The organism is Kineococcus sp. G2 (assembly GCF_037154035.1).
Classification (GTDB): Bacteria; Actinomycetota; Actinomycetes; order Actinomycetales; family Kineococcaceae; genus Kineococcus.
Genome location: NZ_JBBBEM010000034.1, coordinates 1 through 7,878 on the forward strand (window position 1 = coordinate 1; position 7,878 = coordinate 7,878).

Sequence of the window (7,878 nt, forward strand, 5' to 3'; positions counted from 1 at the left end):
GCGGGCGTGGCGCTCGCGGGCCCGCTCCAGCACCGCGGGGGTCCACTCCCAGTCGCTGCGCCAGTGGTGGGCGACGATGGCCAGGCGCACGGCGGCCGGGTCCTCCCCCGCGGCGCGCAGCCGGGAGACGAGCTCGAGGTTGCCCTTCGACTTGCTCATCTTCTCGCCGTCGAGGGCGACCATGCCGGAGTGCGCGTACAGGCGCGCGAAGGGGGTGGCGTGCGGGCGCAGGACGTGGGCGTGGGAGGCGCCCATCTCGTGGTGCGGGAAGAGCAGGTCGCTGCCGCCGGCCTGCACGTCGACGGGGGTGCCCAGGTGCTGCAGGGCGATGGCGGTGCACTCCACGTGCCAGCCGGGGCGGCCGCGGCCCAGTTCGCCGGCGTCCCAGCCGGGCTCGCCGTCGCGCTGGGCCCGCCACAGCAGCGGGTCCAGCGGGTCGCGCTTGCCGGGGCGGTCCGGGTCGCCGCCGCGCTCGGCGGACAGGACCAGCATGGTGGCCCGGTCCAGGTGGGAGACCTCGCCGAAGGCGGGGTCGGCCGCGACGGGGAAGTAGACGTCGCCGTCGGGGGCGCCGCCGGTGCCGGGCACGCGGTAGGCGGCGCCGGCGGCGAGGAGGTCGCGCACGGCGGCGGCGACGAGGTCGACGGCCTCGACCACGCCGAGGTACTGCTGCGGCGGGATCACGGACAGGGCGGCCATGTCCTCGCGGAAGAGCTCGACCTGGGAGGCGGCCAGCTCGGTCCAGTCCACGCCGGTGGCGGTGGCGCGCTCGAGCAGGGGGTCGTCGACGTCGGTGACGTTCTGCACGTAGGTGACGGCCAGGCCGGCGTCGCGCCAGGCGCGCTGCAGCAGGTCGAAGGCGACGTAGGTGTTGGCGTGCCCCAGGTGGGTGGCGTCGTAGGGGGTGATGCCGCACACGTACAGCGTCGCGGTGCCCTCGGCGGGACCGGCCGGCTGGAGGCGGCCGGTGCTGGAGTCGTGCAGGTGGACCCGCGGGCCGCGCCCGGGCAGCGCGCCGGCGCCGTCGCCGGGCAGGGTGGTGGGGTCGGGGGCGGGCCAGGAGCGCACGGGCCGAACCTACCCGCGCCGCCGGGTCCCGCCGCGCCTGGGGGCGCTGGTGCGGGCCGGGGTCAGAACGGCGGCCACGGGATGGTGCGCTGCCCGCGCGGGCGGGGCAGGCGGCCGGTGCGCAGCAGCCGCTCCACGCGCTCCAGGGTGGCCACGGCCTCCTCCGCGCTCAGCAGCTCGGCCAGGACCTCCCCCAGCCGCCCACCGAGGTCGGTGCGCAGCCTCTCCAGCACCTCGCGCTCGGACGCGTCCAGGGCCTGGCCGCCCCACCCCCACAGCACGGTGCGCAGCTTCGGCTCGGTGTGGAAGGTCAGGCCGTGGTCCACGCCGTGCACGGCGCCGTCCCAGCCGGGCAGCACGTGCCCGCCCTTGCGGTCGGCGTTGTTGAGCACCGCGTCCAGGACGGCGATGCGGCGCAGGCGCGGGTCGTCGGCGTGCGCGAGCACGACGGGGCGCCCGGAGTAGTCCTCCGCGCTCAGCACCGGCAGCCAGCCGGGCGGCAGCTCGCGCGGGGAGGTGATGTCCACCAGGCCCGCGCCGGGCTGCGGGAGGACCACCACGTCGGCGTCGTCGGTGTCGTCGGCGGCAGCGCTGTCGGCGCCGGCGGGGGCGTCGCGGGTCCCCGCGTCCCCGTCCGGCGCGGCGGCGCCGTCGACCTCCTGCAGCCGCTCCAGCTCCTCGGACCCGGCCGGCTCCTCGGGCGGGGCCTGCAGCCACAGCTGCACGCTGCCCGGGCCCAGCGGTCCGTCGCGCAGGACGGTGGGGGGCACCACGTCCCAGCCGGTGGCGGCCGAGACCGCGTAGGAGGCCACCTCGCGGCGGGCGAGGGTGTCGTCGGGGAAGTCCCACAGCGGGCGCTCCCCGGCCACCGGCTTGTACACGCACGCCAGTTCCGCGCCGCCGGCGGCGCCCGCCGGGAGCACCACGGAGTACAGGGTGGCGTTGGAGGCGTCGGCGAGGCGGCCGCGGACCCGCAGCTCGCCGGTGGCCAGGTGCACCAGGGCGTCGGCCTCGGGGACGCCGGCGAACACGCCGGGGGTGCTGCCGCTCAGCGCCGGTAGCCGTTCGCGCGGGGGCACACGTGGCCGGCCGGGTCCAGCGGCCCGGCGCAGAACGGGCACGGGGGGCGGCCGGCGGCGACCAGGGCGGTGGCGCGCTGGGAGAAGGCGCGGGCGCTGGCGCCGTCGAGGGAGACGCGCAGGAGGTTGCGGGCCGGGTCGGGCACGAGCGCCGCCTCGGCGTCCTCGAGGGCCTCGACGTCGTCGTCGACCTCGAAGCACTCGATGACGACGACCTGGCGCTCGGAGTCCCAGGCCAGGCTCATGGTGCCGACCCGGAACTCCTCCTCGATCGGCACCTCCAGCGGGCCGGTGTCCTCCGTGCCGGAGGGCGGCAGCGCCGGCACGGGCGCCTGCCCGCCGGAGCGGCGCACGATCTCGTCGAGCAGCTCACCGACGCGCTCGGCCAGGGCGGCCACCTGGGCCTTCTCCAGCGCCACCGACGTCAGGCGCCCACCGGTGCGCGCCTGCAGGAAGAAGGTGCGCGACCCGGGTTCGCCGACGGTGCCTGCGACGAACCGCTCGGGCGGGTCGTAGTCGAAGACGGGCATGCTGCGACCCTAGCGCCGCGCGCGGGACGTGCCCTGCGGGGCGCCGCCGGGCCGGGCGCGGGCGCGGGTGCGACGGCCCACCGGGCGGGTCGTCCGGCTGCTCCCGGGTGGCTCTCAGGTGCCGGTGGCGCCGCCGACGACGGCGTCGGAGGACGCCGCGCCGCGCGCACCCGCCGCCCGGCGCCGCCCCTTCCGGCGCGGGGCGAGGGCGGCCAGGTCGCCGCCGGAGTCGTTGGTGCGCAGCACGAAGGGCCGCAGCGGCGCGTACCGCACGACGGAGACGGAGCAGGGGTCGGCGCTGAGGCGCTGGAAGAGGTCCAGGTGCATGCCGAGGGCGTCGGCCAGCACCGCCTTGATGACGTCGCCGTGCGTGACGGCCATCCACACGGCGTCCTCGCCGTGCTCGGCGGCCACGCGGGCGTCGTGCTCGCGCACGGCGGCGACCGCGCGGTGCTGCATCTGCGCCAGCCCCTCGCCCTCGGGGCCGGGGAAGACGGCCGCGGACGGGTGCGCCTGCACCGTCCTCCACAGCGGCTCCTTCGCCAGGGACTTCAGCTCCCGGCCGGTCCAGTCGCCGTAGCGCACCTCCCCCAGCCGCTCCTCCACCAGCGCTCCGGGCCGCTCGCCGCCGGGGCCGGGCACGGCCCGCAGCAGCTCGGCGGTCTGCCGGCAGCGCTCCAGCGGGGAGGTGACGACCGCGGCCAGCGGCAGCGGTGCCAGGCGCTGGGCGAGGGCGGCGGCCTGCTGCTCGCCGTGATCGTCCAGGCGCACCCCGGGCGTCCAGCCGGCCAGCACTCCGGCGGTGTTGGCCGTGGTGCGGCCGTGGCGGACGAGCAGCAGGGTCGGCACGGGCGCCAGCCTAGGCGCTGCTCCCCCGCGGCCCCCGGGCGCCGCCCGAGCGCCACCCGGGCACCGCCCGCGAGCGCCGGTGCGGTGCGGACGGCACGATGGCGCCGTGATCGTGGACGTGGCGACCTACGCGGACGGCCGGCGCGGGGAGGTGCAGGACCTCTCCGGGGCGCTGCAGCACTGCCGCCAGCGGGTGGAGGGCTTCCTGTGGCTGGAGCTGGAGGACCCGGGCGAGGACGAGCTGGCCCGGGTGGCCGACGCGCTGGGCCTGCACCCGCTGGCGGTGGAGGACGCCGTCGAGGGCCACCAGCGCCCCAAGGTGGAGCGCTACGGCGACACGCTGTTCGTGGTGCTGAAGGCGCTGTCGTACTTCGACGACCGCTCGGCGGTGGAGACGGCCGAGGTGATGCTGTTCGTCGACGACCGGTTCGTCGTCAGCGTGCGCCGCGGGCGTTCGGAGTCGCTGGTGGCGGTGCGCGAGTCGCTGCAGGAGGACCCGGAGCGGTTGCGGCGGGGGCCGCACGCGGTGCTGCACGGGGTGCTGGAGCGGCTCGTCGACGAGTACGAGGCCATCGACCTGGAGCTGGAGCGGGACGTGGCCCAGATGGAGGAGCAGGTCTTCTCCCCCGCGCGCAGCTCCGACGCCGAGCGCATCTACAACCTCAAGCGGGAGGTGCTGGAGGTGCGGCGGGCGGTGGCGCCGCTGGTGACGCCGATGAAGCAGCTGCTGGCGGGCGGCGGTGGCGGCGCCACCGACCTCGAGGGGATCGGCGGGTCGGGCGGGAGCGGCGGGCTCGACGAGGTCGACGGCACGGACGGCGGTGAGCAGTCGCTGCTGGAGCTGCGCGACGTGCTCGACGGCCTGGTGCGCACGGTGGAGCACGTGGAGGGGTACGACCGGTTGCTGACGGACGTGCTCAACGCGCACCTGGCGCAGGTGTCGGTGCGCCAGAACGACGACATGCGCAAGATCTCGGCGTACGCGGCGATGTTCGCGGTGCCCACGCTCGTCGCGGGGATCTACGGGATGAACTTCGAGCACATGCCGGAGCTGGACTGGCGGTGGGGGTACCCGGCGTGCCTGCTGCTGATGCTGACGATCTGCCTGGGGATGTTCCGGGCGTTCAAGCGCTCCGGCTGGCTGTAGGGGCCGGCGCCGGCCTCCGCGCGGCTTCCGCCCGCGCACCCCGGGCCGGGGTGCGCGGGCGCTCGCTCAGCCGACGGCGGTGTCGTTCCAGGCGGGCAGGACACCGGCGGCGACCAGGGCGTACACGAGCACGGCCAGCACGATGCGGTACACGACGAACACGGTGTAGCTGTGCGTGGTGATGAAGCGCATCAGCCAGGCGATGACGGCGTAGCCGACCGCGAACGCGACGACGGTGGCGAGCACCGTCGGGCCCCAGGACACGCTCGCCCCGGCGCTGAGCTCGTCGTAGAGCTGGAAGAAGCCGGAGGCGACGACCGCCGGGACGGCCAGCAGGAAGGAGTAGCGGGCCGCGGCCTCGCGGGTGTAGCCCAGCAGCAGGCCCATGGTGATGGTGCCGCCGGAGCGCGAGACGCCCGGGATCAGCGCCAGGGCCTGGGCCAGGCCGAACAGCAGGCCGTGCCCCCAGGTGAGCCGGTCGAGCGTGCGCTCCTTGCGGCCGAAGCGGTCGGCGGCGCCCAGCAGCAGCGCGAACAGCCACAGGGTGGTGCCGATGACGACGAAGCCGCGCAGCACCGTCTCGATCTGGTCCTTGAAGACCAGCCCCAGCACGCCGATGGGGATCGAGCCGAGGATGACGAGCCAGCCCATGCGCGCGTCCGGGTCGGAGCGCGGCACCCGCCCGGCCAGGGACAGCGCCCAGCGGCTGACGATGCGGGCGATGTCGCGGCGGAAGTACAGGACCACCGCCGCCTCGGTGCCCAGCTGGCTGATGGCGGTGAACGCCGCGCCGGGGTCGTCGGTCCCGACGAGGGTCCCGGCGATGGCCAGGTGGGCGCTGGAGGAGATCGGCAGGAACTCCGTCAGACCCTGCACGAGGCCGAGGAAGGCGCCCTGGCCCAGACCCATGCTCACGCGGCGGCTCCCGCGGGCCGCCGGCCGGTGCGCAGGCGGGTGGAGGGGCGGGCGCCGGGTGCGAGGGGCCGCCCCGGCGGGCAGGGGGTGGTCAGGTCGGGAGGGGCTGTGAGCACGTCCGGACACTACCGACGCGCGCGCCGGTGCCCGCGCGGCGTGCGGGTGCGCCACGACAGCCGCTGGGGGCGATCACCGAACCCTCACACCGGCCGGCGCCGCCCCCGCGCTCAGCGGCGGGGCGCGCCCTCCGGCGCGGCGGCGTCCCCCTCGTCGTCGTCGAGATCGTCGTCCTCGTCGTCGTCCTCGTCGTCGCCCAGGGCCTCGTCCTCGTCGTCGAGGTCCTCGTCGTCGTCCTCGTCGTCGTCCTCGGAGTCCTCGCGCTCGTCCTCCACGTCGTCGTAGAGGACGAAGGGGGTCACCTCGTCGTAGGCGTCGTAGATGGCCTCCTCGTACACCTCGAAGGCGTCGGCGAGGCGCTGGTAGGCGTCGGCGACGGCGGGGTCGGCCTCCCCGCGCCGGTTCGCCGCAGCGGCCAAGTGGTTCTCGAGGGATTCGACGAGACGCGCGAGGGCGGCGCGCGGATCGGGCGTCATGTGCCGACCGTAGCGGAGAGCGCGCCCGAGCGGCGCGGTGCGGACGGCGTGATCGTCGGCACGGGCTCACCGGCGCGGGACCACCGGTGCGGGACCACCGGTGCGGGGACGCGCGGGCGTGCACGCGGGTGGACAATGGGGGCGATGTCCGCCGACACCTCCTCCACCGGGCGCCGCCGCTCCGGCGACCAGTACGAGTACCGGGTCCTCACCCTGTCCCGGGAGACCACGCGCGCCGAGGCGCGCCAGCTGCTGACCGAGCAGGCCGAGTACGGCCACTGGGAGCTGGCGCGGGTGCGCCTGTACCTGGGCGGCGCGCGCCGCGTGTGGCTGCGCCGGAAGATCATCCGCGTCGCCCGCACGGGCTGACCCCTCCTCCCCGCGGTCCGGCTCCCCCGCGGTCCGGCTCCCTGCGGTGGTCGTGCACGGTCGAACCCCCACCCGTCCGGGCTCACCGGGGAACACCCGGGGACCCGGCCCCGTTGGAGCGGGTACATGCAGATGCATGAACTACACGAGGGGCGGTCACCATGCAGTTCGGGATCTTCACCGTCGGCGACGTCACGCCCGACCCCACCACGGGCCGGACCCCGACCGAGGCCGAGCGCATCGCTGCGATGACGACCATCGCCGAGCACGCCGAGCAGGCGGGTCTGGACGTCTTCGCCACCGGCGAGCACCACAACCGCCCCTTCGTGCCGTCCTCGCCGACGACCCTGCTCGGCTACCTCGCCGGCCGCACCAGCCGCATCACCCTGTCGACGTCCACGACGCTCATCACCACCAACGACCCGGTGAAGATCGCCGAGGACTACGCGATGCTGCAGCACCTGGCCGGCGGGCGCACCGACCTCATGCTCGGGCGCGGCAACACCGCCCCCGTCTACCCCTGGTTCGGGCAGGACATCACCAGGAGCGTCGAGCTGACGGTGGAGAACTACCAGCTGCTGCGCCGGCTGTGGGACGAGGACGTCGTCACCTGGTCGGGGCGCTTCCGCACCCCGCTGGAGTCCTTCACCTCCACGCCCCGCCCGCTGGACGGGGTGCCGCCCTTCGTCTGGCACGGCTCCATCCGCACCCCGGAGGTCGCCGAGATCGCCGCCTACTTCGGCGACGGCTACTTCGCGAACAACATCTTCTGGCCCAAGGAGCACTACGTCCGGCTGATCACCCTGTACCGCGAGCGCTACGCCCACTACGGCCACGGCGCCCCGGAGCAGGCGATCGTCGGCCTGGGCGGGCAGGTGTTCATGGCGCGCAACAGCCAGGACGCGGTGCGCGAGTTCCGCCCCTACTTCGACAACGCCCCCGTCTACGGACACGGGCCGTCGCTGGAGGAGTTCACCGCGCAGACCCCCCTGACCGTCGGCACACCGGAGCAGGTGGTGGAGAAGACGCTGACGTTCCAGGAGTTCTTCGGCGACTACCAGCGCCAGCTGTTCCTCGTCGACCACGCGGGCCTGCCGCTGAAGACGGTGCTGGAGCAGATCGACCTGCTGGGCGAGGAGGTCGTGCCGGTGCTGCGCCGCGAGCTGGAGGCGCGCCGCCCCGCGCACGTGCCCAGCGACCCGCCCACCCACGCGAGCCGGGTCGCCGCCCGCGCCGCCGCTGCGGGCAGCGAGCCCGTCGGTGCCTGAGGGGGTCGACACCCCCGCCGAGGCGCCCACCCCCGCGGGGGTGGGCGCCGACCGCGCCCC

At 75.7% G+C, this 7,878-nt stretch carries 9 protein-coding genes; 3 read left to right on the forward strand and 6 right to left on the reverse strand.

All coding sequences use genetic code 11. From position 1 onward, the window contains the following. The 4 genes from mshC to V9U69_RS07105 all read right to left on the reverse strand — a co-directional run. A partial coding sequence (mshC, locus tag V9U69_RS07090; RefSeq protein WP_337060761.1) for a cysteine--1-D-myo-inosityl 2-amino-2-deoxy-alpha-D-glucopyranoside ligase occupies window positions 1-1,068 on the reverse strand: 1,068 nt, incomplete at its 3' end. Between the two features lie 62 nt (window positions 1,069-1,130). Continuing rightward, window positions 1,131-2,099, reverse strand: a complete 969-nt coding sequence (locus V9U69_RS07095) for an SCO1664 family protein (protein WP_337060762.1) — start codon at window positions 2,097-2,099, stop codon at window positions 1,131-1,133. 17 nt (window positions 2,100-2,116) lie between these two features. Continuing rightward, window positions 2,117-2,677: a DUF3090 domain-containing protein gene (locus V9U69_RS07100; protein WP_337060765.1), complete on the reverse strand. Its 561-nt coding sequence runs from the start codon at window positions 2,675-2,677 to the stop codon at window positions 2,117-2,119. A 114-nt stretch (window positions 2,678-2,791) separates the two neighbouring features. Continuing rightward, on the reverse strand, window positions 2,792-3,526 hold the full coding sequence (locus tag V9U69_RS07105) for a histidine phosphatase family protein (RefSeq protein ID WP_337060767.1): 735 nt from the start codon (window positions 3,524-3,526) through the stop codon (window positions 2,792-2,794). 106 nt (window positions 3,527-3,632) lie between these two features. On the opposite strand from V9U69_RS07105, the gene V9U69_RS07110 reads away from it, so the two are divergent. Beyond that, entirely contained in the window at window positions 3,633-4,673 is a 1,041-nt protein-coding gene (locus V9U69_RS07110; RefSeq protein WP_337060769.1) for a magnesium and cobalt transport protein CorA, read from the forward strand. A 66-nt stretch (window positions 4,674-4,739) separates the two neighbouring features. Here the strand turns inward: V9U69_RS07110 and V9U69_RS07115 are convergent, their stop codons facing one another. Both V9U69_RS07115 and V9U69_RS07120 read right to left on the reverse strand, forming a co-directional pair. Beyond that, window positions 4,740-5,582, reverse strand: coding sequence for an undecaprenyl-diphosphate phosphatase (locus tag V9U69_RS07115; protein WP_337060773.1), 843 nt, complete (start codon window positions 5,580-5,582; stop codon window positions 4,740-4,742). 233 nt (window positions 5,583-5,815) lie between these two features. Further along, on the reverse strand, window positions 5,816-6,181 hold the full coding sequence (locus V9U69_RS07120) for a primosomal protein (RefSeq protein WP_337060770.1): 366 nt from the start codon (window positions 6,179-6,181) through the stop codon (window positions 5,816-5,818). 144 nt (window positions 6,182-6,325) lie between these two features. Between V9U69_RS07120 and V9U69_RS07125 the strand changes: the two genes are divergently transcribed. Then, window positions 6,326-6,550: a DUF5703 family protein gene (locus V9U69_RS07125; protein ID WP_337060771.1), complete on the forward strand. Its 225-nt coding sequence runs from the start codon at window positions 6,326-6,328 to the stop codon at window positions 6,548-6,550. A 161-nt stretch (window positions 6,551-6,711) separates the two neighbouring features. Then, entirely contained in the window at window positions 6,712-7,818 is a 1,107-nt protein-coding gene (locus tag V9U69_RS07130) for an LLM class flavin-dependent oxidoreductase (protein WP_337060772.1), read from the forward strand. Window positions 7,819-7,878 lie beyond the last annotated feature (60 nt).

Coding starts and splice junctions, on each gene's coding strand:
- V9U69_RS07120 (WP_337060770.1), bottom strand. CDS start 6,181: ATGACGCCCGATCCGCGCGCCGCCCTCGCGCGTCTCGTCGAATCCCTC.
- V9U69_RS07115 (WP_337060773.1), bottom strand. CDS start 5,582: ATGGGTCTGGGCCAGGGCGCCTTCCTCGGCCTCGTGCAGGGTCTGACG.
- V9U69_RS07125 (WP_337060771.1), top strand. CDS start 6,326: ATGTCCGCCGACACCTCCTCCACCGGGCGCCGCCGCTCCGGCGACCAG.
- V9U69_RS07100 (WP_337060765.1), bottom strand. CDS start 2,677: ATGCCCGTCTTCGACTACGACCCGCCCGAGCGGTTCGTCGCAGGCACC.
- V9U69_RS07130 (WP_337060772.1), top strand. CDS start 6,712: ATGCAGTTCGGGATCTTCACCGTCGGCGACGTCACGCCCGACCCCACC.